Below are 26,093 nucleotides of genomic sequence, written 5' to 3' on the forward strand. Positions count from 1 at the left end.
GGGGGTTTGGCCAGTGAGGAATTAAAGGCCTTTTATTCCTCACCGATCAATTATTTTACCCCCCGCTGCTGGCCATTGGCGTGTATTTGAAATTTGCGTATTGCAGAAGCGGTAAAGGCTTATTTCAGGTGAAAAGCATTACTACTATTGATAAACAACTCAAAACCAATTCCGGTAATCTGAATTGATATTAAGAATTGAAACACACGCTTAGTAAATCTCTTTGATGGAAAATTGCTTACCATTGATCTGATATTGTTCACCGGCTTGTTTTCCGATCAGTTGCTGACCAAGTGGTGAGGCTGGGGAAATGGCGAAAAATACCTGCCCGTCGAGCATTAATTTTCCCGCACTGATACTCATGTAAAACTGACCAGCGGTGGTAATCACCAAGCTTCCTAACTCGGCAATAGCCATCGGTTTGTCAGCAATAATCATATCCAGCGCCTGTCGGAGTTTTCCTGCCTCGCTAAGTTGTGTCAGTGCTTTTTCCTTCTCGATCTGTGCCATTGCGCGGGCGGTTTCATACTTATCACCTGCACTACTTTTGGTTTCGTTATTTGAAGCCTCCTGTGCAGATTGTATGTCTGCCTTGGACCGTTCTATGCGATCATTCACATAGGCTTCACACTTGTGGTATAAGGCGATTTTTGTATTGATCATCGTCAATGGTTATATTTTTTATCAATTTAAAAGCATACGGAAATGGGGTGTTATGGGCGATTAAAAACGATACCCAATTCCGAGTTGAACCCCAAGCCTGTCGGCGTTCATATAGTAATCGGTACTGATTTCAGCAAGCCATCGGTTATCGAGGGATTTTTGAAATCCGCCCCCCAATGCCACATCAGCAGAAGACCAGAACAACCCTCGGGCACGGAAAAATAAGCCATCTGTCGGGTAGAGTCTAACGCCGAAAGTGGCCTGGCTTTTCTGTTCCCAGCTCTGAAATCCAGCCGTAAAAGTAGCGATTTTCGATAGCCCGAACTGCCCCTCTACATTGAAAAGGAATTTTGCTGGCCGATTTAAAAAGGTCGCTCCCATGCCACCTACAAGATTGAAATTCTGATTTTGTGCTTTGGCGGGCACGATGCTCAATAAGCCAAAAATAAACGGGAGAATAAAATAAAACTTCTTCATTAATGGGGATATTTAAAGCGCCCAATAAACGAAGAAGTCTTAGCATTTACCTTATTGATCTTTAATAAAAAATGATCTGAAAGGGTTTATTTGTACCAATAAGAGGCGATCAGTTGCTGAAGGTCGCCAACAATGCCTCCACCGGCAATGAGTTGTTTGCCAAAAAGGAAATTATCCTGCCCGTCAAAGTCAATGACTTTTCCGCCGGCCTCCTGTACAATGATAATGCCTGCGGCCACATCCCAAGGCTTTAAGTTGTACTCGTAAAAGGCCTCAAAGCGTCCGCAAGCCACATACGCAAGGTCTATGGCTGCGCTGCCGAGCCTGCGCAAGCCGTGTGTGTTGTGCATCAGGTGGTCGAGAATTTGCAGGTAGGCATCCATTTTATCGAATCGTTGATAAGGGAATCCTGTAGCGATCAGGCTGTCCTCGATGGTTTCCGCCTCACTGACGTGAATAGGCTTCCCGTTGCGTGTTGCTCCCCCACCCTGGTGCGCCGAGAATAGTTCGTCGGTTTCGGGTGCATATATTACCCCGAGGATGGGTTGGTCACCTTTCAGTAAGCCGATACTGGTACAGTATAATGGCAGTTGGTGCAGGAAGTTTGTTGTCCCGTCCAGTGGGTCGATCACCCAGGTGTAAGTGGATTTTCTCTGTTCGGTGGTGCCCTCTTCGGTAATAAATCCAGCTTCAGGGAACAATGCGGAAAGTTCCTTGACCAGCATTTTCTCTGTTTCTTTATCCACATAAGAAACAAGGTCATTTCGTCCTTTTTTCTCGATGCGGTTTTTATCCATTTTCTGACATTCAGACTTCATGAATGCACCCGCTTTCTGGCTCAGGATTTCTACTTCCCTGCGTAAGGTTTGGAGGTCTTTCATACGATAATATTTTGAGGTTAGTATTTTAAGCGTGCACAACAAGCCGAAGAAACATGACCCTGGGATGGGGGGAAACCAGACGGATTTCCTGTGGCTGTTCACGTCTATTTTATCGGCCATTTTACTTTGGGAAGATAACAGCCTGTGGCCTCAAAAAAAAATAGAGATGCTGATAACAACATCTCTATTTTGAGGCTAAAGTTCTTCATCGATCAGCCCTTTGGTCTTACCTTTTACGAAGGCGCTTAAAAGGAAAAAGATCGCCAGCCATTGTGCCGTTCTTCCGATATAGTCGCCATTTTTGGTGTAGAAGGTTAATGCCTTGTTGGCATGAAGCTTTTCTTTGATTACTGCCTGTGTCCAGTATTTGGTAGGCTGAGAAACATCTCCCCTTTGGTTAATAAAGGCTGAAGTTCCTGTATTGGCCGACCGCGCAACAGAACGACGGTTTTCAATTGCCCTGAGTCGGGCATAATCCAGGTGCTGTCGGTGCCCAGGAGTATCCTTCCACCAGCCATCATTGGTAATGATGGTAATGAAGTTGGCGCCATTTCGCACATAGGAGGCCATGAAATCGCCGTAAATGGACTCGTAGCAGATGGATGGCGCAATACCGATACTGTCTTTACTGTAAAAGACGGTACGTTCTTTCTGTACCCCGTAATTGCCCGTTGTGCCTCCCATATTGAATACCGTTTGGGTCAGGAAGTCGAACAGCCAGGGATAAGGCGTGGCCTCCACACCAGGCACCAATTTGGATTTATGGTAAAAGGACTCCTTCATCTGGTCGCTGACAAACAGGCCAGCGTTATACACATCGTAATAGCCGACATCTTTACGGAAGCGTGCAGTTACGGTCGGTTTCTCCTTGGCTTGCTCATAGCGGACGTAGGTGGTCAGGCCGGTGAGTAAGTTTAAATCAGGGTGTGACTTTTTGAACTGGAAGATGCGTCGGCCTTCCGAATAATTATTGAAATCCTTTTGAAGGAAAAGCTTGTCAAGCGCACTTTCAGGCCACAATAAAAAGGCGGTGCTGTCGGTAATTTTTTCTTCTGATAAAGTGATGAACCTGTTGAGTTGTTCAGCGAAAGGAATGAAATGTTCCGTATTGGCGAACTTCTCGGTGTAGGGGTCAATATTAGGTTGCATCACCACAAATTCTACCTCTTCGCCTTGTTCAGTGTAGGTGTTGTACATCCAATAGGAAATCCCGACAGGCAGGCCAATACCGAACAGCGTCAGGTAGCTTAAAGATAACCACCGAAAAATGCCTTTATAAATAGCATCGAACTGAAAAAGGATTTGATAAAATGCTATGTTAAGCAAGAGGATCCAAAGCGTCCCCCCTCCTACTCCTGTTACTGAGTACCATTGTATCCATTTGTAATAATCGGCGAAGCCATTTCCGAGGTTGAGCCACGGCCAGGAAAGTCCCCAATTTAAGTGGATATTCTCGAAGGTGAGCCAGAAGATGACAAACGACAGGTAGCTGAAAAATGCAGGCATGCGTTTGCGGACGAAGTGATAGCCCATCAAAGGGAGGGTCATCAGCAATGAGTTGGTCAGCAACATGGCACCTGCGCCAACGGCTGTGGCGTAGCCTACCCACCAGGTGGTGGTGATGTTCCAAAGTAAGACGGTCAGGTATGCCCAGCCGAAAAATTTCCGACCGACTTTTTCTACTTTTCGGTCGATCAGGTTTTGGCGGATTGCAAAAACAGGAACGAAGATAAAAAACAGCAGGAAGGTCAGTGGCATATCAGGCCAAGCCAGCCAGAAAAACAAACCGCTTACTCCAGAAAGCAACAGCGGAAAAATTTTCTTGTATCGAAGTTGATTGTTCATGGTTATTGATGATTCGTTGGGCAATGTAAGGTTTGCCCAACGTTAAAAATAGGGTATGATCAGCAATGAAAAAGTGATTACTTCTTCTTTCCTTCAATCACAATTACAATCTCCCCTTTTACTTTTTCTTTGGCAGAAAAATGAGTGATGAGCTCTTTTAGTGTTCCGCGGGCATTTTCCTCATGGAGCTTCGTCAGCTCTCGGGAAACACTCGCGTTACGATCTTCTCCCATAAACTCAGCAAGCTGTTGCAATGATTTCACCAGGCGGTGCGGAGATTCATATAAAACGATTGTGCGCTCTTCTTCAGCGAGTGCCATCACTTTGGTTTGTCGTCCTTTTTTATGAGGAAGAAAACCTTCAAAAATAAATCGGTCATTAGGCAGCCCCGAATTTACCAGTGCTGGCACAAAGGCAGTCGCACCAGGGAGGCATTCCACAGCAATACCCTGTTTGATACATTCCCTTACCAGCAAAAAACCGGGGTCAGAAATGGCAGGTGTTCCAGCATCGGAACATAGCGCAATATTTTGCCCTTCGCATATTTGCTGTGCCCAATACTCCACAATTTTGTGCTCGTTATGGATGTGGAAGCTTTTCAGTGGCTTGGAGATTTCGAAATGTTTCAGCAGCCCGCCAGTGGTGCGGGTATCTTCTGCCAATACAAGGTCAACTTCTTTCAGAATACGGATGGCACGGAGGGTCATGTCCTCCAGATTACCAATCGGTGTAGGTATTAAATATAACTTTCCAGTTTCCATGGATGCTTTTAAAGATAAGGTGCCAGCAGGCACAAAATAATAGATAGTACGAAGGTAAGAAAGCCTATTTAATTGAACATCAGCGAATCAAAAAAAATGTCGTTTATGCCTGCAAGTGCGGTATTAGGCAAACAGTGCGTTTGCCCATATTTTGAGGGGTTATTTTAAGAGGGCGTCAATGGCATTGGCCAGTCGGTGGTCTTTTTCAGTGACTTTATTGCCCGCATCGTGGCTTGTCAGCTCAATGGTTACCTCATTATAAACATTCGACCAGTTGGGGTGGTGTTCCTGTTTTTCGGCCAGCAAAGCCACCTTGCTCATAAAGCCAAAGGCATTTACAAAGTCCTCAAATTCGAAGGTACGGGTTAATTTATCGTCTTTGTGCTTCCAGTTACTTTCCATTTTTTTGTGCGTTTTAGGGTGAAATAAATCGGTGATATGATTTAAAATATGATTTTTTTTTTGGTACTTTTAACATAAATTGTGCTTTTTAGTTTTAATAGTAAGGCCCTCTGAGTGAGGGATCGGATTGATTTGCGTACTTTTGCGCGAATAATAACCTGTTGAGAATAGAATAAAATAGATATATGAGTCCTTATTTCGAAAAAATTAAATCAATTCTTATTGGATTGAAGGTGCCAGAGGAAACGATCCACCTTGATGCAGATTTGATTGACGACTTGGGGCTTTCATCCGTAGATGTTGTGGATTTGATTTTCAGTATAGAATCCGCCTACGACCTGAAAGTGCCTGAAGAAGAAATTCACAATTTGTTAACGATCCGAGATATTGAAGAGTACATCAAAAATAATGTATCTCTTTATCACCGTGAGCATTAGTATATCATAACATATTAATTTGTTACCGACAAAAAGCCTGACTATATCATGTATAGTCAGGCTTTTTTTATGTCAGATCAGGGATGTTTTCGCTAAAATATAGTTATCTTCTGTAAGTCGCCCTTTGTATGGTTTAGGAGGTTTTTACTTCAGCAAAGATGGTGTGGGGAACTATTAATTTTACGGCAATGCAAATCGATACCTTGTACGCTTTGGCATATCCTGTTTGGGAGATGTCGATTATCGCCCAATTATGGCTGACCGCCTCCATATTTGGGGGGTTATGGTTTTTATGGTTATTTGCCCGACTGAAACCGCACGCCTGGTGGGTGGCTATTGGTGCTTCCTGTTCTTACCTGCTTTTCAATATTGTACATGGTTTTATGGTGGAGGCACTTTGGGCCGTTTTGTATTTTTTTGCGTGCATTTATGGGCAATATAGATCGATGAAGTCCCAAAAGCTCTGCGATAAATGGACTTTTCAGGAACATTGTATCTTTTTGGGTACAGGCGGTTTGGTGCTCTTAGCCCTTGTAGCACATGCCGTTGCCCAAAACCTTTCCGCCACAGGCTACCTGTCGGCATTTATTTCCCTGGTGGTTGTGGTGGCACTCGTGATGTCTGCGAGGCGAGTTTTGGGGCACTGGGTTTATTGGGTGGTTATTGGTACGCTCGGCACTACCCTGCACGCCTTTTACGGAAACTATACGATAGTATTGCTGATGGGCGCTTTGGCAGGGCTGAGTGTTTATGGGTATTTTCAATGGATGCAGGCCTGGAAACTTGAGCAGGGCGAGGAATTGTGGGCCCGAGATCAGCTGTAAGTTCGGTCATAAAAAAAGTAACGCCCGATGATCTGAGCGTTACTTCAGCGCATGCCTGAAACTTGCCGCCCACGCCAAACTTAGCCGTGAACTTTCAGCTTAAACATGCTCTTAATCAAAAAAACATATAGAAAATTTACAAAGGAAATACTGTTCTTCTGGATTAACTATGCGCAAGCACATAGGTGTTAAATAGCATTACAGGGCATTTAGATTCTTTCACCACCTTTTCGGCGACACTTGATTTGAAAATATTCAGAATTCCGTCGTGTGCGGAGGTCAGCATGGTGATCACATCAATGTTGAACCATTCGGCAGTGTCAATAATCGATTCAGAAATATTGGAACTGATCTCTTTATGCAAGATGTAATTGTCGAGGCGGTGCCTTCTTGCAAAAAGCTCAAGATTCAGATTGATCTCATCTAATGTGCGCTCCTTGCCCTGCGAGATGTACAAAACATGCAGTACGGCATTGAATTGTGTTGCAAAATTCTTGATCTTCTCGATGGCCACTTCATCTTCGTTGACAAAATCGGTGGTCATCAATATATTATTGATTTTGAAATCAGTGCTCTCTCCCTCTTTGGTGGTAATCACTGGGCAGCCAGAATGGCGGATGACATAATCCGCATGATTGCCGATCAGGTATTCCGACATGTCAAGCTCGCCACTCGTTCCCATAACAATCATGTCCACATGATTATTTCGGAAGAAGTTGTCAATCCCATGTTCAAAGGAGTCTTCAACAATACGGGTTTGAATCATCACATCGTGAATTTCCAGCGTTGAAACCCACTCTCTCATTTGTCTTCGGGTATTGGTGTCAAGGCCTTCTTCTACACCCTCTACTTCTGCATCAATATAGTCATAGCCCAAAAGGTAGCCGCTTTGGGCACGGTGCAATTGGGAGCAGTTCAGAAAAGTGATTTGCCCTTCAGCTTCACGGGCTAATTTAAGCGCCAGTTTTGCGCCTTGTGTTGCAATGGAACTAAAGTCAGTCGGGACTAGGATATGTGGTGTCATGTTGTGTTTGATTATTGGGTATTAGAAATGACGAAAGGGTGCTGATTCCGTCTGCGATAAAATGCAAACCTCCGATGAACTATATGATAATTTATGTATAATTTTACACTTAAATAATAATATAAGTTTCTTTGGTTCATGATTTTTACTACTCTCTCGCAGGACCGAAAGTTACATGTATCCTCATTTTATTTTAACGTACAATTTAGCGTCTTTTTTACAAATTTGACCCATTAAATCGCTTGATAATTAATGAGTTGATACTCCTTTTGTCATTATTATATCTAAAAAGTGTGCATTAGGTGATAAACATTACATTAAAATTAGGAGGAATTGAGGCCTTTTATTGATGATCAATTTGGTCATAGGATCAGTGACCGAATAAATAGGTTGAGTTGCAGTCTTTTACCCAATATTCTTTTGAAGGGGTGTGTGCAGAAGTGAAAATTTATAGGAAAAATGCCTTTTCAATGAATTACTTCTATTTTGTTGTGTATATTGGTCGGGATATAATTTCAGGCTCTTTACTTGTCAATCTCTTATTTTCAATAAGCTTTTGTTGTATATAGTGTATTCATTAGAGCCTTTTTTTGATAATTTTTTATTTTAAATAGCTTTTGGGATCTATGAAAGTCTTGAAGTTTGGAGGAACCTCCGTAGGATCGGCAGAAAGTTTGGCCCAAGTAGTGGGAATCTTGAAAGACAATCAGGAGAAAGGTACTCCTGTGGCAGTGGTAAACTCTGCCTTGTCGGGAATCACGAATTTATTGGTGGAAGCAGGGCAGTTGGCTTCTGCAGGTGATGAGCAGTACAAAACCGTACTGAGCACCATTGAACGTCGCCATATTCAGATGATTGAAGAAACGATGGCTACGGCGACGCAGGCGCAGGTTCTTGAAAAAATTGGGGCTTATCTTCAGCAACTCAGAGATATCCTTCATGGGGTGTTTTTAATCCGTGAACTTTCCAAAAGAACAGGCGATGTTGTGCTGAGCTTCGGCGAGCGCATGGCCAGTTACTTACTCAGTACTTATGCCAACCAGCACGGCTTGGCCACCGAGGTGCTTGATGCCCGAAAGATTATTGTAACTGATGCCAATTTTGGGAATGCCCGAGTGTTCTTCGATAAAACGAACAAGAACATTGTCAATCATTTTGCATCAAGCAGTAAAATTCAGATCATCACGGGCTTTATCGCCGCTACGGAAGAGGGCGTAACCTCTACCCTTGGGCGCGGAGGTTCAGATTATACCGCGGCCATTTTTGGCTCAGCGCTTAATGCCGAAAAGATTGAAATCTGGACGGATGTTGACGGGGTAATGACCACCGACCCACGGCAGGTAAAAAAGACCTATTCCCTCGCTTCGCTTTCTTATGCTGAAGCCATGGAAATGTCGCACTTCGGAGCCAAGGTGATTTACCCGCCGACCATCGCTCCTGCCATGATCAAAAATATTCCTATCAGTATTCGGAACACTTTCAACCCCGAATTTGAAGGAACCCTGATTTCTTCACAATCCTCGAATTGGGATTTTGATGTCAAGGGGATCTCTTCCATCAGTGAGGTTTCTCTGGTCAACTTTCAGGGCAGTGGAATTATGGGGGTACCGAATGTGCCTTACCGCCTGTTCAATGCCCTTTCTGAAGCCGAAATCAATGTCATATTCATCACGCAGGCCTCTTCTGAACGGTCGATTTCTTTTGCCATCTCTCCTGAAGATGCACAGCGCACCAAACAGGTATTGGAGGCAGAATTCAGCCCTGAGTTGTCTTTGCACAAAGTAGATGCGATTGAGATTCGTCATGACCTCTCGGTCGTTGCCACCATCGGAGAGAACATGCGCCACCAGCCAGGGGTTGCTGCAAAACTTTTTGGGGCACTGGGCCGAAATGGTATCAATGTGGTGTCGATTGCACAGGGAACATCAGAGCTGAACATTTCCGTAGTCGTTGAGAAAAAAGACCTCGGCAAAACACTGAACTGTCTGCATGATATTTATTTCCTTTCTGATGAAACCCGCCTGAATATCTTTATCGCGGGTGTGGGGCTGATTGGCTCTACCCTATTGGCGCAGATGAAGGCACAGTACGAAAACTTGCTCAAAGAGCACCTTAAAATAAACATTGTCGGGATTGCCAACAGTAAGCAATTCTATTTCGATTCTGAAGGCATTGACCTTGATAACTGGAAAGCATTACTGCTGGAAAAAGGAACCAAGGGAAATATCGACGGTTTTGTAGATCAGATGGTTGATTTGAACCTCTCCAACGCTGTATTTGTCGATAATACCTCAAGTCAGTTGGTGGTAGAGAACTATCAGCGGATTCTTAACAACTCGATCTCGATTACCACCCCGAACAAATTGGCAAGTTCGGGCGATTTCATGAAACTGCAGGAAATCAAGCAGACAGCCATGCGTCGTGGGGTGAAATTCTTCTATGAAACTTCCGTAGGGGCAGGCTTGCCTGTGATCACGACTTTGAATGACTTGCTGAACTCTGGAGACAAAATTCAGCGGATTGAAGGCGTGCTCTCGGGGACCTTGTCTTATATTTTCAACTCCTTTAAGGTCGGAACCTCTTTCAGCGAAATTGTGAAGCAAGCGCAGGCCGCAGGTTTTACAGAGCCTGACCCTCGTGACGACCTCAACGGAATGGATGTTCGCCGTAAAATTCTGATCCTGTCGCGTGAGGCGGGTTATCAGATGGACATTTCCGATGTAGCCATTGAGGGCATCCTGCCAGATTCCTGTATGCAGGCACCTACGGTGGATGATTTCTTCACCGAGCTGGGCAAGCATGACCACCATTTTGAAAATATCCTGAAAGAGGCCGAAGCCGACGGTAAAGTGTTGCGCTTTATTGCCTGTATGGAAAAAGGGAAAGCCACCGTTTCTTTGAAGGCGGTAGGTCCTGAGCACCCATTCTTCAGCCTTTCAGGCAGCGATAATATTATCTCTTTCACGACCTCGCGCTATTTGGAGCGCCCATTGGTAGTCAAAGGACCTGGCGCTGGTGCAGAGGTAACCGCTGCAGGTGTATTTGCTGAAGTCATCCGAATCTTTAATCACTTGTCTTAAACGAACAAGAAATATTGAAAAGAGGAGGAAATTGAACAGTTTCCTCTTTTTTTTTGTCCAAAATCTTTTCGTCCTTTAAAGGGATGACGCCCACCATTAAGGTGCTATCAATCAAACGCTACCAAACAAATATTACCTATGGATAAACCAAACGCTATCACTGTATTTGCCCCCGCCACCGTGGCCAATGTTACCTGTGGTTTTGATGTGATGGGATTTGCCATTGACGCTCCAGGAGATACCCTCGAGCTTAAACTGACGGATTCCAAAGAGGTCCGTATTGTTGAAATTACGGGTGATGAAGGCCGTTTGCCTTTAGAAACCGAACGCAATACAGCAGGTGTGGCTGTGCAAATGTACCTGGAGCATTTGGGCATCCGTCAGGGAGTTGATATTCGCTTGCACAAACAGATGCCGCTCGGAAGTGGCTTAGGCTCCTCGGCCGCAAGTGCCGTGGGTGGTGTTTATGCAATAAATAAACTGATGGGCGAACCCCTGAAGGTGGAAGAGCTACTGCCTTTTGCACTCGAAGGCGAGCGTGCCGCTTGCGGATTTGCCCACGCCGACAATGCCGCAGCCTCTTTAATGGGGGGCTTCATTTTGGTCAGAAGTTACGCCCCGCTTGATGTGGTTCGTATTCCTGTTCCGGAAAACCTTTACATTACAGTAATTCACCCTGATGTGGAAGTACCCACCAAACAGGCACGCCGACTGCTGAAGGAGCAGGTGCCTTTGCGTGATGCCGTTACCCAATGGGGGAATGTCGGTGGACTGATCGCCGGGCTGATGAGCAACGATTATGGCCTCATTGGAAGATCAATGCAGGATGTGATCGTGGAGCCATTACGCTCTACATTGATTCCTGGTTTTGAACAGGTGCGTACAGCCGCTATGGCAGCAGGCGCCCTGGGCTTCGGGATCTCTGGTTCGGGACCCTCACAATTTACTTTTTCTGAAGGAAAAGCAACCGCAGATCAGGTAGCCGCCGCTATGGAAAAAGAAATTCAGGCACTGGGTTTTACCTATCAGGTATATGTGTCGAAAGTCAATGCGCAGGGGCCTGTTATTCTGCCTGAAGAAGTCCGCCTGACATAACAGCGGTACTTTTAACAGTCCTGCCCTCTTGTCCTCAACATTCAAAAATCATTCACCATGAAACTTTACAGCACCAAAAATAACCAACATCAAGTCAATTTTGAACAGGCACTTTTCAAGGGGCTTCCGCCAGACAATGGTTTATATATGCCTTCGGAAATTCCACAGCTGCCAGCAACATTCTTTGCGCAACTGCCAGAGCTGACCTTGCCTCAGATCGCATTTGAAGTCAGTAAGGCATTTCTTGCTGATGAAATCCCCGAGCAAGTACTCGAAGAAATTTGTAATGATGCGTTTAATTTCGACGTGCCCGTGGTAAAGGTGGAGGAGCAGATTCATGCACTTGAGTTGTTCCATGGCCCTACTTATGCTTTCAAAGATTTTGGTGCCCGCTTCATGGCTCGGGCAATGGGTTATTTTCTGAAAAAAAGCGGCGAGCAAATCCACATTTTAGTGGCGACTTCGGGAGATACAGGAAGTGCGGTTGCTCATGGTTTTCTTGGTGTGGAAAATATCAAGGTCAGTATTTTATACCCAAGTGGTAAAGTGAGCCCATTGCAGGAAAAGCAGTTGACCACCGCTGGGCAGAATATTACTGCCCTGGAAGTGGAAGGTACTTTTGATGACTGCCAGCGCATGGTGAAGGCGGCTTTTTTGGATCAGGAATTATCGGAAAAATGTGGACTGAGCAGCGCGAACTCCATCAATATCGCCCGCCTGATTCCACAATCTTTGTATTACTTCTGGGCATATGGTCAGTTGCAGAAAGAAGGCAAGCCATTGAATGTTTGTGTTCCTTCGGGTAACTTTGGAAACCTGACAGGCGGCTTGTTTGCGCAGAAAATGGGCTTGCCAATCAAGCATTTTATTGCTGCAACCAACCTGAATGATATTGTTCCGCAGTACCTGAAATCTGGGAATTATCAGCCTCGCCCTTCCATAGCAACAATATCAAATGCCATGGATGTGGGAGCGCCAAGTAATTTTCAGCGCATGGAAGCCCTGTTCAATAAAGACTGGAAGGCCATGACCTCCGCTGTGTCGGGCTATGCTTTTGATGATGACGCCACACGGCAGGCGATGGTCGAGGTGCTGAAGCACCAAAAATACCAGCTCGATCCGCATGGGGCCGTAGGTTATCTGGCCCTGGCCGACTATCTGAGTGATCGACCAGATGAAATTGGTGTTTTCCTTGAAACTGCCCACCCTGCTAAATTTCATGAGGTGGTTACCGCCACTGTGGGGAAACAGCCCGAAATTCCCACTCCTTTATTGCAAATATTGGACAAGGAAAAGCACAGCCTGAAGATTCCTGCGGAAACGGAAGCCCTGAAGAAATACCTACAGTAAATCCGAAAGCGGTTTATAATAATATTTTTGGTGAAAATACATACAAAATAAAGGCGAAAACTTCGAACTACGATTGAATTATTCTATTATTGCTATCAACGATGGAAAAATTCAGCATTTTTAAAGTTTTTGTTTTTCTTTGTTTGGCAGGAATTTGTTTTGCCTGTGAGCAAAATTCAACCCAAATCGTGGGAAAGCAAGCTGAATTGCTTCAGGAATTGCCCCCTTTTTGTAAATTATCAGTTGATGGAAATTTTGCCGTAGAACTGCAGCCTGCCAATGCCCCTTCTGCCCATTTTATAGGAGCACAGGAGGCCATTGATTCCCTGCAGATCGATTGGCGAGGAGATTCCCTGCTGATTTATTTTCCGCCAACTTACCACCCTTTGTTTCCTGTGAAGGTGTGCCTGGACTATCAATCCATTAATGGTATTGTACTGAAAGGAAAAGCCAGTTTGGAGAGCCCCCAGCCATTGATCTTTCGTCAGCTTGCCGTTACCCTTACAGGTTGGGGAAGCCTGGATTTGGTCCTGGATGCCCTCAGGCTTTCCGTAGAAATGCAGGGGGCTGGAGATGTATTGCTGGAAGGTCGTGCCAGGCATTTCTCTGCAGAGATGAACGGTGCAGGAAGCTTGAAGGCAACAAAGCTGGAAGTGAACAACGGCAGGGTTAGCGTGAATGGTATTGGTGGGGCAATGCTGAGTGTGACAGACAGCCTGCAGGCAGAGGTGAATGGTATTGGTGGAATTTTGTGTAAACAAAGACCCAAAATGCTTCGGCGGAAAGTGCTCGGAGCAGGAAAAATAGAAATTAAGGAATAAGAGGGTGTTTAAATTTGATGACGAAAATTTAAAATATTGCTGAATTGATGAAAGGTTATTTTTGAGCGAATAGCATCGCTTTCATTGAAAAATAATTCAAAATCAATTCCAATATTCTGAACTTGCAGTAGGCAAGTTAATTTTTAAACACGCGCTAAAACGATTGAGAAAGATCGATAAATAAAGCAATGGAAAATTTAGATGATTTACGAAAGAAAATAGACAACATCGATGAAGAGATGTTAGCGCTGCTGAATAGCCGCATGGAGGTTGTGAAGCAAGTTGGGGAGCTTAAAGCAGCACAGAAAACGGTGATTTATCGCCCTGAACGCGAAAAGTCTATCATTGATCGGCTGGCACGTAAAAGTACGGGTGCCTTTAACCGTGATGCTATTGAAGCAGTTTTTCATCAGATTTTTGCCATTAGCCGAAATCTTGAGCTGCCCGAGCGCATTGCTTTTCTTGGCCCACAAAATTCTTTTACCCACCAGGCGGCAGAAAGCCGTTTTGGAGCTCTTTCTGAGTACCTCGCCCTGAGTACTATCGGGAAAGTGTTTGAAGCGGTATCTACAGGAAAAGTACGTTTTGGGGTTGTACCTATTGAGAATAATCAGGAAGGTGTTGTTGCCGATACCATTGATCTGCTCGGCAAGCACGATTTAAATATAGTGGCTGAGGTGGCGATGCCAATTCATTTTGCTTTTGGGAGTCAGGCAAATTCTGTAAGGGAAATCAAACGGGTTTATTCTCGCGATATTGCCTTCCGTCAGTGTAAACATTTTTTGGAGGAGTACTTTCCAGAAAAAAGTGTGGAGCTGATTCCTGTGAACTCGACCTCCAAGGCGGTGCGCATGGCTTCAGAAGACCCTAATGCCGCGGCACTTTGTTCGCATATCGCCGCCCGTGAGGGGAACCTGCCTATTCTTTATGATAATGTGGAGGATTCTGAAGATAATTTCACCCGTTTCCTGATTTTGGGTAAAGACATTCTCAATAAGCAGAGCGGAAAAGACAAAACCACCATTTTGGCAAAAATTGGGCACAACCCTGGCGCCTTGGTGAACATGCTTCAGGAGTTCTATCAGGCAGGTATTAACCTGACCAAAATTGAAAGCCGTCCCGCCAAAGAAGGAAAGAATTTCAAATATTGGTTCTTTATTGATTTTGAAGGACATGCAGAAGACGAAGCCGTTAAAGCTGTGATGATGATCAACAGAGATAAGATCAAATTCTTGGGCAGCTATGTCAAGATGTGCTAATCAAAATACATAAAACATTACGGAAGGGACATTGTACGCAATGTCCTTTTTTTTATGTGCGCCGTGCATGGCGATTAACTAATCGGTGCAAGTCCGTAGTGGGGGTTAGTAGTGTCAACCACATAGCAGAAGGCAGGGGTGTTTACCGTGAGGTATAATCTGAAGGAAGCCGTATGCAAATCTCTGGCCTGAGGGACACGAACATCATGAGGCAGTATTGTTTGGATAAGCTTGCATAACAAAGTAAAGTCCGAAACTACTCGGAAGGCAATGCTGTAGATGGTGCAGGTAGATGGAGAGAAAGTTAATCGTCTTACCGCGGGAGATCTCGCAGGGGTGTCTACTAATAGTAAAGGGCACGTTCGAAAAAGGTTTACTGCGAGAAGTCAGCCGAAGTCATAGTAGTCGAGACCGATGGCGAAGGACTGAACTTTAATTAGGAATCATTATAGAAAGTTACCGAATGAAAGGTAGAAAGCAGAAAGTACGAAGAAACAGTAGCTTGTTCGGAAAAGCACCTGCAGAACAGGAGAAAGCCGATCGAGTGCCGACTTTTGTTTGGATAACTGAAGCGGATGATTTCACAGTTACACAGAGAAAGGAAGGATTGTTAGACAAAATCTTGTGTCCTTATAATTTGAACCGAGCTTATCAGCGAGTGGTCAAGAACAAAGGGAGCCATGGAATTGATGGAATGAAGGTCGGCGCTTTGGCGTCATATCTGCAAATTCATGGAAGGGAAATTGTACAATCCATACGTCAAGGGAACTACCGCCCGAACCCAGTCCGACGTGTAGAAATACCGAAGGACAATGGGAAGACACGCCCTTTGGGGATACCAACGGTAGTGGATCGTTGGGTACAACAGGCGATCAGCCAAGTTTTAGTTCCGATTTACGAAAAGGAATTTTCACCTCATAGCTATGGGTTTCGTCCTGGCCGCAGTCAGCACCAGGCACTACTTCAGAGTCAAGAGATCTTATCAGAAGGCTATCGCTATGCGGTGGACTTAGATATGGAGAAGTTCTTTGACACGGTAAATCATAGTTATCTTATCACTTTACTGTCAGAACAAATCAAGGAAGGATCGGTGATTTCACTCATTCACAAATATTTGAATGCAGGTGTTGTGATCGGTCATAAATTTGAAGCAAGCACCGACGGCGTACCGCAGGGTGGACCATTGAGCCCATTATTGAGCAATGTAATGCTTAATGTGTTGGATCAAGAACTGACCAAGCGGGGACACCGATTCGTGCGCTATGCTGATGATATGATTATCTTTAGTAAAGGTAGAAAAGGAGCGGAACGACTCAAAAGAACAGTTACCCGATTTATTGAAGGTAGGCTGTATTTGAGGGTGAACAAGGAGAAAACGCAGGTAGTACCAAGACGGCAAATCAAATTTTTGGGATACTCCTTCTACATGTGGAAGGGAAAAGCACGTTTTCGAGTTCAAGCCAAAAGTATCAATCGGCTAAAGGATAAAATGCGTGCTATCACCAATAAAAGTAATGGTCTGGGCTATCAAAGGCGGAAAACCCTGCTATCTCAAACGATAAAAGGGTGGATCAATTACTACAAATTTGCCGAGATGAAAACCATCATGCAACGACTCGACGAGTGGTTACGCCGACGAATTCGGGCATTTACTTGGAAGAATTGGAAGCGGGTAAGAACACGGTTCAAGGAACTAAAGCGACTGGGTGCCGATACATCGAAAGCCTGGGAACACGCCAACACAAGAAAAGGACATTGGCGGATCGCAAAGAGCCCTGTATTACACAAAACCCTGACTGATGAAGTGCTTCGAGAACAAGGCTACGTCTCTCTAAAGACATACTATCTCTCTGTACACTGAATTAAGGAACCGCCCTGTACGGATCCGTACGCAGGGTGGTGTGGGAGGTGCACTGGTGAAAGAGGAAATTCTCTTTCACCAGCCATCTACCCTATTGATTTTAAATTAAAATATTGTGTTTTATATATGATGGGTTTTTTGTAGATTTTGAACATCTACTTTATTTACTGGTCGTAGATTTCCATCTATAAGCCAAAAAGATATTCACTTTTCGACTCAACCAAAACAACCTAATCATGAGTAAAATGAAAGCTTTTTTGAAACGTTATCGCTTTATCTTCGGAATTTTATTGGGGATGCTGATCTCTACCGACATTGTTGCCTTTTCTCAGGCTGTAAAAGAAGGAAAAACGGTCGAGTATGTGATCAGTGATTTTATGGATGTGCTTGCGACTAAGGAAGAGGGTAATTTTTAAAGCAAAAAAATATTTTCATAACATGTACGGACGTTGCATGCAACGTCCGTACTGATATGATTATATCACTTATCGTGATAAATTACGCCTGAAAATTCTCGTGGCCATTACAAATCGACATCGCTGTTACGATACGGATTTTGCCATCAATAAGCTCCACTTTGTTTTTTCCGATAATAAAATCCAAAGCATCCTCTTTAGGGAAAGGTACGCCTGAACATGCCATAAACTGAACATCTGCGCCCCATTTTTCAGTGATCGCCTCCACCAATGATTCCGCAGTAAACTGACCGTCATTTTGTTGAACCATGAAAATTACTTCGTGTACGTGTTGAATATTGTTCATAATCGTTATTTTATATCTTTGCTGTAAAGATCCATAGACCAAAATTGTGAATGATATGACCGATGTCATAAGCCCGATCATCCCCGAGGAAATATTAAGAAAAAATGGTGCCCAAAAGATCCCCTTCTCAGCACGGGAACGGATTTTTACCGAAGGTGACGCCCCTGTTTTTTATTATCAGATCGCTCAAGGTGAGGCGCAGATGATTCACTATTCCACGGAAGGGAGAACCTTTGTTCAGGGGATTTTCAAAGCCGGGGAAAGTTTTGGTGAGCCAGCAATTTTTGGCAATTTCCCCTATCCTTCTTCTGGGGAAATGCTTTCAGCAGGCAGTATTTGGCGCCTCAAGCGAACGGCATTTCTCGAGCTGTTATCTTCTTGCCCTGCCCTACACTTTAAATTTTCCGAAGTGCTTTCTAAGCGGCTACTATATAAATCGGTAATGCAAAGGGAAAGTACTGGTGACGTGGTTCACAGAATCGCCGAGCTTTTTAAATATATGGCCGAAGCACAACAGGCCGAGCGGCCATTTCTGATTTCACTGACCCGCCAAGAGGTTGCAGATCGTCTTGGTTTGCGGGTGGAGACGGTCATCAGGGCCATAAAAAAAATGGAAAAAGAAGGGATTGTCTCCCTGATCAACAAAAAGATTTGGCTAAAATAAAAAAAGGAAGAACCCTTGAGCGCTCTTCCTTTCCATAAAATCGTTATTTCTACTATTCGATTGTGATGTCGATGCAGCAAAATTTAGACCAAATTATATTCGCCTTCGATTTTTATATTAAAGTCCAATTTTTAGTCCTGTTTTTCCGCTTTCGGCTTTTAAAATCATGCCTGCCTCGCCTTTTTCAAGTCGGTATTTTATCGTGCGCATTCCACCTGTAGGCTTCGCGTTGGTGTCGCTGTCATTATAAATAGGGAACTCACGCACCAGCTGCCCACCCTCGATTACAAATCGATCGTGCCCCATATAACCTTGCTTTAAATCAGCGCTCAATTCGGGCATGTAAATGGGGCCAAATGATTTATTACTGTAGGAGGCATAGGCACGAACCTGCCCATAGGCACCACTCCCCTGGCTGTATTCAAAAAGATACAATTCCTTGTAGCCATCCTGGTCGAGGTCGGCCACATAGCCTTCCCGAACAATCCCTTCAATGGCCTCTTCATAAGGCTCTTTCATATTTTCAAAGCCCTCAGGTGTAATCGTAATTTTGTTGCCTGTGGAAGTATTGGGAATATGAACCACCATTTTCTGACCATCAAAATCAAAAGACTGATCAAAAGCGACACTTGTAGCGTCCTGACTGACCTCTTCAGTGGAGGCACTTTGTTTTTGCTCTTGTTTTTTAGACTCTGTACAGCTGAACAGTACAGTTGTCCCCATCATAGCAATAAGTATCGTTTTAAGGGTGTTCATAACTTTCCGTTTGATTTTTACCTGATTAAAGATGATCCAATATAATTTATTCCGGCTTACCTTTCTAATTTATCAATCGTGAAAAGTGCACCTTTTATAGGGCTTTTTATTCATCACCTGCCAAACTTGTGCCCGTTTGGTACTCGAAAATCCAACTAATGATGGGGCAAGAGCAGGTCATTTATAATTTAGGGAACAAAAAAACACCTGAGGTTGTCTCAGGTGTTTGCCATGTTTTTTGTCTGCTTCCTTAGCGTGGAACAGTCACATCGAACTGAAGTTTCACTTCTCCAGATTCAGTGAAAATTTCTGAACGGGAAAAGAAAAACAGCGCTTCGTTTGCAGCATTTTCTACACTGTCAGAACCATGTACGGCATTTTTACTCACGGATTCTGCAAATAACTTGCGGATCGTTCCTGATTTCGCTTCTTCAGGATTTGTACTGCCAATCAATTCACGGTAGCTCTGAACAGCATTTTCTTTTTCAAGAACCGCCACAACAATAGGGCCCGAGGTCATGAACTCAACCAACGAGCGGAAGAATGGGCGCTCTTTATGAATCCCGTAGAAAACTTCCGCTTGAGCGGTCCTCAGCTTGATCATCTTCATAGCGGCGATGCGGAAACCCGCGTCTGTAATTTTCGCCAAAATTGGGCCGATATACTCGTTATTGACCGCCCCAGGCTTGATCATCGTAAAGGTGAAATTTCCTGAATCCATAGTTTTTTTAGTTTGAGGTTGATGTTTGTTTATTGAAAATTCTAAAGTTTTTTTATAAATGCAAGAAAATCAGTTTAAAAAAGATTCGCCATTTTATGATAATGTTAAAGCGATTACTTTTTGCACCAAAAGGTACATTGCTGGTTTCCTTTATGCTCCCCGTGTTGTAATCTGTTGCATTATATAGTGTCGTCAATCTTCAATTGCTCGTTCACTACAGGTTTAAATGGCAGTTTATGAACAATTTAGTACATCTTGTTGAACTGAATAGTAATAGACAATATCGTTTTTTTTCAATAATAGTCGGCATGCCGAACATTTTTTTTGTATATTCAGTTAAGACCTAAACAGCTATGAAGAAAGAAGAAACTGTCGATTACATTTTCAAGGCGAGTTGGCATGCGATTTCCCGAATGTATAATCGTTACGCCTCCTCACAAGAGATTACCACATCGATCGGCTATGTGTTGTTGAATATCCACCCAACTGAAGGTACGCCTGCGACCAAAATTGCACCATTAATGGGGCTCGAAAGTCGCAGTTTATCGCGGTTACTCAAGAATATGGAAGAACGGGAGCTGATATATCGCGAAAAAGCGAAGTATGATCGGCGTTCAGTTTTAATCCATTTAACAGAAAAGGGCCGAAAAAAACGTGAAGTATCCATTGTTACTGTGCGGTCATTCAATGAGGCAGTTCGTAATGCGGTGGAAGATCAGGAACTGGAAGTGTTTTTCCGTGTTGCCTCGAAAGTTAACAGTGTTGTAGAACAAGCAAATAAAGAACAAATAAACTTGTTGGAGGATTTCCCTCTAACGACCAAATAGGTGAATAATACCCAAAACAAATTAAATTTTTTACCACACCATGAATCGATCTATTAAAAAAGCGGCTATCCTTGGCTCTGGAATTATGGGCTCAAGAATTGCCTGCCATTTGGCAAACATCGGCGTAGAAGTACTTTTGTTGGATATCTCTCCCAAAGAACTGACGCCCGAGGAGGAAAAGAAAGGTTTGAGCCTGGAGATGGCTGTTGTGAAAAACCGCATCGTTACCCAGATGTTCAACACAGCAGTAAAATCCAAGCCCGCCTCGCTTTATGATCCGGCTTTTGCGCAAAGAGTTACCCTGGGTAACTTCGATGATGATATGCCCAAAATTAAGGAGGTAGACTGGATTGTGGAAGTGGTGGTAGAAAATCTGGGCATCAAAAAGGTGGTGTTTGAGCAGGTGGAAAAATACCGTACGCCGGGAACTTTCATTACCTCAAATACCTCAGGAATTCCCATTCACCTGATGACCGAAGGCCGTTCGGAAGATTTCAAGAAGTATTTCTGCGGTACGCACTTTTTCAACCCGCCTCGCTATCTGAAGTTGCTCGAGGTTATTCCTACCCCTGATACCGATCCGGAAGTGGTGGATTTCTTCATGCATTATGGAGACCGATACCTCGGTAAAACCACTGTACGCTGTAAAGATACTCCTGCATTTATCGCCAACCGTGTTGGTATTTATGCGATTTTGAAGGTCGTGGATTCCATGCAGAAGTTTGGGCTGAATATCGACCAGATTGATAAATTAACCGGTCCGGTGATTGGCCGTCCGAAGTCGGCAACCTTCCGTACTTCTGATGTCGTAGGGCTGGATACCCTTGTGAAGGTCTCCAACAACCTTTATGCTACTTTGGAGAATGATGAGTCAAGAGAGACCTTTAATCTGCCTCCGGTGATCAACACCATGATCGAAAAACAATGGCTGGGGGATAAAACCAAGCAAGGCTTCTACAAAAAGACCAAAGACGAGAATGGCAACAAAGTGATCTTGACTTTGAACCTGGAAACGCTGGAGTATGAACCAAAGCAGAAGGCCTCTTTCCCTACTCTGGAAATGACCAAGCCTATTGATGACGTGAAGGAACGTTTCAAGGTATTGCTTTCCGGTAAAGACAAAGCGGGTGAATTTTATCGTGATTCTTTCTATGGTTTGTTCCAATATGTGTCTAACCGTATTCCTGAAATCACCGATGAGCTTTACAAAATAGACGATGCGATCTGTGCTGGTTTTGGCTGGGAAGTAGGTCCATTCAAAACCTGGGAATTGGTGGGGGTGAAAAAGACCGTCGCCAAAATGGAAGAAGCAGGTTACAAGCCTGCCCAATGGGTTTATGAAATGCTGGAGGCCGGTCATGAAACCTTCTTTAAGGCTGAAGGCGGAACCACGACTTTCTATGACATTCCTTCCAAATCCTATAAAGGTGTTCCTGGTACGGAAGAGTACATCATACTGGACAATTTGCGGGAAAGCAATGTGGTCTGGAAAAATTCAGGCACTACCCTTTTCGATATTGGCGATGGGGTATTGAACCTTGAGTTCCATACCAAAATGAATACCCTTGGTGGGGAAGTGATTGAAGGGATCAATAAGGCGATCAGTCTGGCAGAAGAAAAATACCGCGGTTTGGTGATTGCCAATAACGGGCAGAACTTCTCCGCAGGTGCCAACCTCGCTTTGGTATTTATGAATGCCATTGAACAGGAGTATGATGAGATTGACTTCATGATTGCGGCTTTCCAGAAGACCATGATGCGTGCCCGATATTCTTCGGTGCCTGTGGTGGTTGCTCCGCATGCCTTGACTTTAGGTGGAGGTTGTGAACTGACCCTGCATGCCGATCACGTTCAGATGGCCGGGGAAACCTACATTGGATTGGTGGAAGTCGGTGTTGGGCTGATCCCTGCCGGGGGAGGAACCAAAGAACTGACCATGCGCGCGGCTGATCGTGCCATGAGTGGAGATGTAGAGCTCAATACTTTACAGGAAACCTTCATGAATATTGCGATGGCTAAAGTGGCCACTTCCGCCTATGAAGCCAAAAATATGGGCATTATTACGGCTAAAGACAGCATTACCCTCAATAAAGATCGACAGATAGCCGATGCGAAGGCGGCTGTAATTCGCCTTGCGGATCAAGGATATACACAGGCTGCTGAGCGTACATTTAAGGTACAGGGCCGGTCAGGTATGGCCATGTTCTATGCTGGGGTAAACGGTATGCGAATGGGGAATTATATCTCTGATCACGACGTGAAGATTGCCAAGAAAATTGCCAACGTGATGTGTGGTGGTGACCTCTCGGCACCAACAGTTGTTTCCGAACAGTATTTGCTTGACCTCGAAAGGGAAGCCTTCCTGTCGCTGACAGGCGAGAAAAAGACCCTTGAGCGTATTCAGGCAATTCTCAATGGTGGCAAACCATTACGCAACTAATCCATTACCAAACGCAAAATTTAGAACCATGAATGCATATATCGTTGCCGGCTATCGTTCGGCAGTAGGAAAAGCAAAAAAGGGCGGTTTTCGATTCACCCGCCCCGATGATATTGCTGCGGATGTGATTAAACATTTGGTCAGTAAAGTAGAAGGTCTTGATACCAAAAGAGTCGATGATTTGATTGTGGGCTGTGCCATTCCTGAAGCGGAACAAGGCATGCAAATGGGGCGGATGATCTCCCTGTTGGCCTTGGGTATTGATGCCCCTGGCTTTATTGTGAACCGTTACTGCGGATCAGGCCTGGAGGCTATTGCCATTGCCAGTGCGAGAATTCATGCAGGGCAGGCAGATTGCATTATCGCTGGTGGTGCAGAGTCCATGTCGATGGTACCCATGATGGGTTATAAAACCGCCTTGAATTATAAAATTGCGGAAGAAACTCCCGATTACTATACTTCCATGGGACTGACGGCCGAGCAGGTAGCCCTGAAGTATGGCATCAGCAGAGCCGAAGCGGATGAGTTTGCTGTGAAATCTCACGCCAAAGCAGTGGAGGCGATCAAGCAAGGGAAATTCAAAGATGAGATCGTTCCGGTAACCGTTGAAGAGGTTTATCTGGATGAAAACATGAAACGCAAGAGCCGTTCGTTTACGGTGGATACCGATGAAGGCCCTCGCCCTTCGACCGTGGATGGCTTGGGCAAATTACGCCCTGCTTTCGCTATGGGTGGGCAGGTAACTGCCGGTAACTCTTCCCAAACCTCAGATGGTGCCGCTTTCGTGATGGTCATGTCTGAAGCAATGGTCAAAGAACACAACCTTGAGCCGATTGCCCGCCTGGTAAGTTATTCGGTGGCAGGTGTTGAGCCTAAACTGATGGGGATCGGCCCCGTGGAGGCCATTCCTAAAGCTTTGAAAGTGGCAGGATTGTCACTAAATGATATCGAACAAATAGAATTGAATGAAGCCTTTGCTGCCCAGTCATTAGGGGTGATCAAGGGTGCTGAGCTGAACCCCGACATTGTGAATGTGAATGGTGGCGCCATTGCCCTTGGGCACCCGCTGGGATGTACAGGAGCAAAATTATCGGTACAGTTATTCAATGAAATGCGTCGCAGAAATCAAAAATACGGAATGGTGACAGCCTGTGTCGGTGGCGGCCAAGGCGTTGCCGGTATTTATGAATTGCTGAAATAATGCTGGTAGGTGGAGGGAATGCCCTGCACCTACCATTTCAAACCCCTATTGAACAACAAAACAAACTATACCCTACTATGGAAACACTAAACCAAGAAAAGAAAGCGATAAAAGGTGGTGAGTTCTTAATTTCGGAAACTCAACCTCAGGATGTTTTTACACCCGAAGAGTGGAATGAAGAGCAAAAGATGATTGCTCAGACCTGTACTGACTTTGTGGACCATGAGGTACATCCGCATGTGGAGGCTTTGGATGCAATGTCTGACCCTAACCTGATGCCTTCTTTATTGGATAAATCTGGTGAGCTTGGCCTTTTGGGAACCTCTATTCCTGAGCAGTATGGTGGCTTCGGAATGGACTTTAACACCTCCATGCTGATTGCCGAAAAGGTGGGTGCGGGCTATTCCTTCGCCGTGGCTTTATCCGCACATACAGGTATCGGTACATTGCCGATTTTGTATTATGGCAATGAAGACCAAAAAGCCAAATACCTTCCTAAACTTGCTTCGGGAGAATGGAAAGCCTCTTATTGCCTGACAGAGCCAGACTCTGGTTCTGATGCCAATTCAGGAAAAACCAAAGCAGAGCTAACCGCTGATGGCAAGCACTACCTGGTAAACGGACAAAAAATGTGGATTACCAATGGGGGGTTTGCAGACATTTTTATTGTCTTTGCCAAAATTGAAGACGATAAAAACCTGACGGCCTTTATCATTGAAAAGGATTTTGGTGGGGTAACCATGAATGAAGAAGAAAAGAAGATGGGGATCAAAGGGTCATCCACCCGTCAGATTTTCTTCAACGACTGTAAAGTGCCTGTCGAAAATATGCTTTCAGATCGCCAGAATGGTTTTAAAATAGCACTGAACATTCTGAATATTGGTCGGATTAAATTGGCCTCGGCAACGCTTGGTGCATCTAAAGGCGTGATTCAAAACGCTCTTGGCTATGCACAGGAACGCAAGCAGTTTGGGAAGTCAATTTCAGAGTTTGGGGCAATTAAGCACAAATTAGGGGAAATGATGGCAAGAATTTATGCTTCGGAGGCGGCGACTTACCGCGCAGGGCAAAATATTGACGATGCTTATGATGCACTGATCGCCAACGGAATGTCTGAAGCGGAAGCCAAGCTGAAAGCCGTGGAGGAATTTGCAATCGAGTGTGCGATGCTGAAAGTACATGGATCGGAAACCCTGGATTATGTAGTGGATGAGGGCGTACAGATTTACGGAGGTATGGGCTACTCGGCAGATGCCCCAATGGAGCGAGCTTACCGTGATTCCCGTATTAATCGGATTTTCGAGGGAACGAACGAGATTAACCGTATGCTGACCATCGACATGTTGCTGAAAAGAGCCATGAAAGGGGAGCTCGATTTAATGTCGCCAGCAATGGCAGTGGCCAAAGAGCTGACCTCAATTCCTGATTTTGGAGGAGATGACGATGAGCGTATTTTGGCAGGAGAGCATAAGTTGCTGAAAAATTTGAAGAAAGCAGGCTTGATGATCGCTGGTGCGGCAGTTCAAAAACTGATGGCTACACTCAAAGATGAGCAGGAAATTTTGATGAATCTCGCCGATATGCTGATTCAGGTGTATGCTTTGGAATCAGCGGTATTGCGTACCGAGAAAATTATTGCCGCTCAGGGAGAAGAAGCCGCAAAGGTGCATATCGAGATGGTGAAAATCTATGCGCAGTTTGCCGTAGATCAGGCGACATCAGCAGGGAAACAAGCGATTTATGCTTTTGCGGAAGGCGATGAGATGCGCATGATGCTCATGGGCTTGAAGCGATTCACAAAAATTCAACCACATAATTTAAGAGATGCGAGACGATTCGTAGCGGATTATTGCTTAGATAAAGGACAATATCCTTTCGGCTAATGCATTAGTCCAATGGTGTAATTCTATTGTTTTTTATTCGAAACCGACCACATTTGGTC

The 26,093-nt window shown here is 44.6% G+C and carries 24 protein-coding genes; 14 read left to right on the top strand and 10 right to left on the bottom strand.

The window, feature by feature from the left end; all coding sequences use genetic code 11:
* Nucleotides 1–210 precede the first annotated feature (210 nt).
* From AABK40_RS00155 to AABK40_RS00180, 6 genes are all read right to left on the bottom strand, one after another.
* Complete coding sequence (locus AABK40_RS00155; RefSeq protein ID WP_332919372.1) at nt 211–663, bottom strand: 3-oxoacyl-ACP synthase; 453 nt, start codon at nt 661–663, stop codon at nt 211–213.
* A 60-nt stretch (nt 664–723) separates the two neighbouring features.
* Entirely contained in the window at nt 724–1,140 is a 417-nt protein-coding gene (locus tag AABK40_RS00160; protein WP_332919371.1) for a hypothetical protein, read from the bottom strand.
* Between the two features lie 86 nt (nt 1,141–1,226).
* Nucleotides 1,227–2,021: an inositol monophosphatase family protein gene (locus AABK40_RS00165; protein ID WP_338397338.1), complete on the bottom strand. Its 795-nt coding sequence runs from the start codon at nt 2,019–2,021 to the stop codon at nt 1,227–1,229.
* Between the two features lie 195 nt (nt 2,022–2,216).
* Complete coding sequence (gene lnt / locus AABK40_RS00170; RefSeq protein WP_332919369.1) at nt 2,217–3,866, bottom strand: apolipoprotein N-acyltransferase; 1,650 nt, start codon at nt 3,864–3,866, stop codon at nt 2,217–2,219.
* 77 nt (nt 3,867–3,943) lie between these two features.
* Complete coding sequence (rsmI, locus tag AABK40_RS00175) at nt 3,944–4,627, bottom strand: 16S rRNA (cytidine(1402)-2'-O)-methyltransferase (protein WP_338397339.1); 684 nt, start codon at nt 4,625–4,627, stop codon at nt 3,944–3,946.
* A 159-nt stretch (nt 4,628–4,786) separates the two neighbouring features.
* A complete protein-coding gene (locus tag AABK40_RS00180) occupies nt 4,787–5,029 on the bottom strand; it encodes a 4a-hydroxytetrahydrobiopterin dehydratase (RefSeq protein WP_332919367.1) in 243 nt (80 codons plus the stop codon).
* Between the two features lie 185 nt (nt 5,030–5,214).
* Here AABK40_RS00180 and AABK40_RS00185 point away from each other — a divergent pair, with 185 nt between their 5' ends.
* Together AABK40_RS00185 and AABK40_RS00190 are read left to right on the top strand one after the other, a co-directional pair.
* Nucleotides 5,215–5,466 carry an acyl carrier protein gene (locus tag AABK40_RS00185; RefSeq protein ID WP_332919366.1) on the top strand — a complete coding sequence of 84 codons (252 nt, stop codon included), beginning with the start codon at nt 5,215–5,217 and terminating at the stop codon, nt 5,464–5,466.
* A gap of 188 nt (nt 5,467–5,654) precedes the next feature.
* Nucleotides 5,655–6,290, top strand: a complete 636-nt coding sequence (locus AABK40_RS00190; protein ID WP_338397340.1) for a nicotinamide mononucleotide transporter family protein — start codon at nt 5,655–5,657, stop codon at nt 6,288–6,290.
* Between the two features lie 163 nt (nt 6,291–6,453).
* On the opposite strand, the gene AABK40_RS00195 is transcribed toward AABK40_RS00190, so the two are convergent.
* Nucleotides 6,454–7,314: a universal stress protein gene (locus AABK40_RS00195; RefSeq protein ID WP_332919364.1), complete on the bottom strand. Its 861-nt coding sequence runs from the start codon at nt 7,312–7,314 to the stop codon at nt 6,454–6,456.
* Nucleotides 7,315–7,940: 626 nt separating this feature from the next.
* Between AABK40_RS00195 and thrA the strand changes: the two genes are divergently transcribed.
* From thrA to AABK40_RS00230, 7 genes are all read left to right on the top strand, one after another.
* Nucleotides 7,941–10,394, top strand: coding sequence for a bifunctional aspartate kinase/homoserine dehydrogenase I (gene thrA / locus AABK40_RS00200; RefSeq protein WP_338397341.1), 2,454 nt, complete (start codon nt 7,941–7,943; stop codon nt 10,392–10,394).
* Between the two features lie 138 nt (nt 10,395–10,532).
* A complete protein-coding gene (locus AABK40_RS00205) occupies nt 10,533–11,489 on the top strand; it encodes a homoserine kinase (RefSeq protein ID WP_332919362.1) in 957 nt (318 codons plus the stop codon).
* A 57-nt stretch (nt 11,490–11,546) separates the two neighbouring features.
* Complete coding sequence (gene thrC, locus AABK40_RS00210; RefSeq protein ID WP_338397342.1) at nt 11,547–12,839, top strand: threonine synthase; 1,293 nt, start codon at nt 11,547–11,549, stop codon at nt 12,837–12,839.
* A 188-nt stretch (nt 12,840–13,027) separates the two neighbouring features.
* Nucleotides 13,028–13,660 carry a GIN domain-containing protein gene (locus tag AABK40_RS00215; RefSeq protein WP_338397343.1) on the top strand — a complete coding sequence of 211 codons (633 nt, stop codon included), beginning with the start codon at nt 13,028–13,030 and terminating at the stop codon, nt 13,658–13,660.
* A 188-nt stretch (nt 13,661–13,848) separates the two neighbouring features.
* Nucleotides 13,849–14,919: a prephenate dehydratase gene (gene pheA / locus AABK40_RS00220; protein WP_332919359.1), complete on the top strand. Its 1,071-nt coding sequence runs from the start codon at nt 13,849–13,851 to the stop codon at nt 14,917–14,919.
* Nucleotides 14,920–15,382: 463 nt separating this feature from the next.
* Nucleotides 15,383–16,780, top strand: coding sequence for a group II intron reverse transcriptase/maturase (gene ltrA / locus AABK40_RS00225; RefSeq protein ID WP_338397344.1), 1,398 nt, complete (start codon nt 15,383–15,385; stop codon nt 16,778–16,780).
* A 236-nt stretch (nt 16,781–17,016) separates the two neighbouring features.
* Nucleotides 17,017–17,196 (top strand): hypothetical protein, encoded by a 180-nt coding sequence (locus AABK40_RS00230; RefSeq protein WP_338397345.1) that lies wholly within the window; start codon nt 17,017–17,019, stop codon nt 17,194–17,196.
* 82 nt (nt 17,197–17,278) lie between these two features.
* Here AABK40_RS00230 and AABK40_RS00235 read toward each other — a convergent pair whose 3' ends face one another.
* A complete protein-coding gene (locus tag AABK40_RS00235) occupies nt 17,279–17,542 on the bottom strand; it encodes a DUF2492 family protein (protein WP_338397346.1) in 264 nt (87 codons plus the stop codon).
* 55 nt (nt 17,543–17,597) lie between these two features.
* Between AABK40_RS00235 and AABK40_RS00240 the strand changes: the two genes are divergently transcribed.
* Nucleotides 17,598–18,206 (top strand): Crp/Fnr family transcriptional regulator, encoded by a 609-nt coding sequence (locus AABK40_RS00240; RefSeq protein ID WP_332919356.1) that lies wholly within the window; start codon nt 17,598–17,600, stop codon nt 18,204–18,206.
* Between the two features lie 117 nt (nt 18,207–18,323).
* Here the strand turns inward: AABK40_RS00240 and AABK40_RS00245 are convergent, their stop codons facing one another.
* Both AABK40_RS00245 and ndk read right to left on the bottom strand, forming a co-directional pair.
* Complete coding sequence (locus tag AABK40_RS00245) at nt 18,324–18,962, bottom strand: hypothetical protein (RefSeq protein ID WP_332919355.1); 639 nt, start codon at nt 18,960–18,962, stop codon at nt 18,324–18,326.
* Nucleotides 18,963–19,212: 250 nt separating this feature from the next.
* Nucleotides 19,213–19,683: a nucleoside-diphosphate kinase gene (gene ndk, locus AABK40_RS00250; RefSeq protein ID WP_332919354.1), complete on the bottom strand. Its 471-nt coding sequence runs from the start codon at nt 19,681–19,683 to the stop codon at nt 19,213–19,215.
* Between the two features lie 353 nt (nt 19,684–20,036).
* On the opposite strand from ndk, the gene AABK40_RS00255 reads away from it, so the two are divergent.
* From AABK40_RS00255 to AABK40_RS00270, 4 genes are all read left to right on the top strand, one after another.
* The gene (locus AABK40_RS00255) at nt 20,037–20,510 is read left to right on the top strand and encodes a MarR family winged helix-turn-helix transcriptional regulator (RefSeq protein ID WP_332919353.1); all 474 of its coding nucleotides are present in this window, start codon (nt 20,037–20,039) and stop codon (nt 20,508–20,510) included.
* 40 nt (nt 20,511–20,550) lie between these two features.
* Nucleotides 20,551–22,950, top strand: a complete 2,400-nt coding sequence (locus AABK40_RS00260; RefSeq protein WP_338397347.1) for a 3-hydroxyacyl-CoA dehydrogenase/enoyl-CoA hydratase family protein — start codon at nt 20,551–20,553, stop codon at nt 22,948–22,950.
* 28 nt (nt 22,951–22,978) lie between these two features.
* On the top strand, nt 22,979–24,151 hold the full coding sequence (locus AABK40_RS00265; protein WP_332919351.1) for an acetyl-CoA C-acyltransferase: 1,173 nt from the start codon (nt 22,979–22,981) through the stop codon (nt 24,149–24,151).
* Between the two features lie 77 nt (nt 24,152–24,228).
* On the top strand, nt 24,229–26,034 hold the full coding sequence (locus AABK40_RS00270; RefSeq protein WP_332919350.1) for an acyl-CoA dehydrogenase family protein: 1,806 nt from the start codon (nt 24,229–24,231) through the stop codon (nt 26,032–26,034).
* Nucleotides 26,035–26,093: the final 59 nt, after the last annotated feature.

The sequence above is a fragment of the Persicobacter psychrovividus genome (genome assembly GCF_036492425.1).
Lineage (GTDB): Bacteria > Bacteroidota > Bacteroidia > Cytophagales > Cyclobacteriaceae > Persicobacter > Persicobacter psychrovividus.

Coding starts and splice junctions, on each gene's coding strand:
- AABK40_RS00155 (WP_332919372.1), bottom strand. CDS start 663: ATGATCAATACAAAAATCGCCTTATACCACAAGTGTGAAGCCTATGTG.
- AABK40_RS00160 (WP_332919371.1), bottom strand. CDS start 1,140: ATGAAGAAGTTTTATTTTATTCTCCCGTTTATTTTTGGCTTATTGAGC.
- AABK40_RS00165 (WP_338397338.1), bottom strand. CDS start 2,021: ATGAAAGACCTCCAAACCTTACGCAGGGAAGTAGAAATCCTGAGCCAG.
- lnt (WP_332919369.1), bottom strand. CDS start 3,866: ATGAACAATCAACTTCGATACAAGAAAATTTTTCCGCTGTTGCTTTCT.
- rsmI (WP_338397339.1), bottom strand. CDS start 4,627: ATGGAAACTGGAAAGTTATATTTAATACCTACACCGATTGGTAATCTG.
- AABK40_RS00180 (WP_332919367.1), bottom strand. CDS start 5,029: ATGGAAAGTAACTGGAAGCACAAAGACGATAAATTAACCCGTACCTTC.
- AABK40_RS00185 (WP_332919366.1), top strand. CDS start 5,215: ATGAGTCCTTATTTCGAAAAAATTAAATCAATTCTTATTGGATTGAAG.
- AABK40_RS00190 (WP_338397340.1), top strand. CDS start 5,655: ATGCAAATCGATACCTTGTACGCTTTGGCATATCCTGTTTGGGAGATG.
- AABK40_RS00195 (WP_332919364.1), bottom strand. CDS start 7,314: ATGACACCACATATCCTAGTCCCGACTGACTTTAGTTCCATTGCAACA.
- thrA (WP_338397341.1), top strand. CDS start 7,941: ATGAAAGTCTTGAAGTTTGGAGGAACCTCCGTAGGATCGGCAGAAAGT.
- AABK40_RS00205 (WP_332919362.1), top strand. CDS start 10,533: ATGGATAAACCAAACGCTATCACTGTATTTGCCCCCGCCACCGTGGCC.
- thrC (WP_338397342.1), top strand. CDS start 11,547: ATGAAACTTTACAGCACCAAAAATAACCAACATCAAGTCAATTTTGAA.
- pheA (WP_332919359.1), top strand. CDS start 13,849: ATGGAAAATTTAGATGATTTACGAAAGAAAATAGACAACATCGATGAA.
- ltrA (WP_338397344.1), top strand. CDS start 15,383: ATGAAAGGTAGAAAGCAGAAAGTACGAAGAAACAGTAGCTTGTTCGGA.
- AABK40_RS00230 (WP_338397345.1), top strand. CDS start 17,017: ATGAGTAAAATGAAAGCTTTTTTGAAACGTTATCGCTTTATCTTCGGA.
- AABK40_RS00235 (WP_338397346.1), bottom strand. CDS start 17,542: ATGAACAATATTCAACACGTACACGAAGTAATTTTCATGGTTCAACAA.
- AABK40_RS00240 (WP_332919356.1), top strand. CDS start 17,598: ATGACCGATGTCATAAGCCCGATCATCCCCGAGGAAATATTAAGAAAA.
- AABK40_RS00245 (WP_332919355.1), bottom strand. CDS start 18,962: ATGAACACCCTTAAAACGATACTTATTGCTATGATGGGGACAACTGTA.
- ndk (WP_332919354.1), bottom strand. CDS start 19,683: ATGGATTCAGGAAATTTCACCTTTACGATGATCAAGCCTGGGGCGGTC.
- AABK40_RS00255 (WP_332919353.1), top strand. CDS start 20,037: ATGAAGAAAGAAGAAACTGTCGATTACATTTTCAAGGCGAGTTGGCAT.
- AABK40_RS00260 (WP_338397347.1), top strand. CDS start 20,551: ATGAATCGATCTATTAAAAAAGCGGCTATCCTTGGCTCTGGAATTATG.
- AABK40_RS00265 (WP_332919351.1), top strand. CDS start 22,979: ATGAATGCATATATCGTTGCCGGCTATCGTTCGGCAGTAGGAAAAGCA.
- AABK40_RS00270 (WP_332919350.1), top strand. CDS start 24,229: ATGGAAACACTAAACCAAGAAAAGAAAGCGATAAAAGGTGGTGAGTTC.